The organism is Massilia sp. TWR1-2-2 (assembly GCF_049897565.1).
In the GTDB taxonomy this organism is placed as follows: Bacteria; Pseudomonadota; Gammaproteobacteria; order Burkholderiales; family Burkholderiaceae_D; genus JAFCUW01.
In genome coordinates this window covers 1-832 of the sequence record NZ_JAFCWM010000102.1, presented here as the reverse complement: position 1 = coordinate 832, position 832 = coordinate 1, and the positions used below count along the sequence as shown (strand labels likewise).

Below are 832 nucleotides of genomic sequence, written 5' to 3'. Positions count from 1 at the left end.
ACCAGCCTTTCACGCAATCGCTTCAGTATTGCAGGAAGTTTTCCCTGCGCGGTGGCCGGCCCGATCATTAGCAGTTCGTTCTGTATGGTGACCAAGGCCAAGGTAAAACTGATTTCGGTAGGCTCGCACTTCGCTTCCAACGCCGCCTTGGCAATTTCGATGCGAATCAAGTTGTAGGCGATCATGGCGCCCCATATCTCTTGTTCTGTGCCGTCAACCGTCATACTGCGCAGCGTCAGTGCTGACCCCATCATTGAGTGCTTGAGTTCGCGATAGCTCGTTTCGATGCGCCATCGACGGCTGTAACAGGCGATCAGATCTGCAGCCTTGAACGCCTTCTTGTCGATCAGTGATGTCAGCAGGTAGCTGATGTTTCCCTTGTCATCGACGACCCGAAGCGCGCGTGCCCGCCACGTTTTCGGCAGCGTCGGATCCTTCTTTCGCGCCGCATCCGACACCGCCATTTCGACGAGTGCGTCGTCTTCTGAGCCTTCAATGAAGGTCCACTTCGTGCTGCTCTTCGACGGGATCAGGAAATGGCGATTCCGACCAACACCGACCAGGTTGCACAGCAGCTGTGCCGACAGGAAGCCGCGATCGATGATCGTCAGGGAGTCATCCGGCACGCTTGCCAGCAGCTCGTGCGCAAAGGTGTTTTCGCTGGTCTTGTAAGGGCCGAAGCGGGCGTCGCGGATCAATTGGGTCGCCACCATCATCAGCGTCACACCGCGCGCCTGAGGATAGCTGGCGACCTTTGCGTTGGCATAGTTCTGCGCACCGAAGTGAGCGCGGTTAGCCGCGCTATCGGCCAGACGCAGCGTCGTCCCATCCA

General features: G+C 57.9%; 1 protein-coding gene. It reads right to left on the bottom strand.

The genetic code is table 11. The annotated features are described in order from the left end of the window. A partial coding sequence (locus ACP7DD_RS26555; RefSeq protein WP_426178399.1) for an IS4 family transposase occupies positions 1–832 on the bottom strand: 832 nt, incomplete at both ends.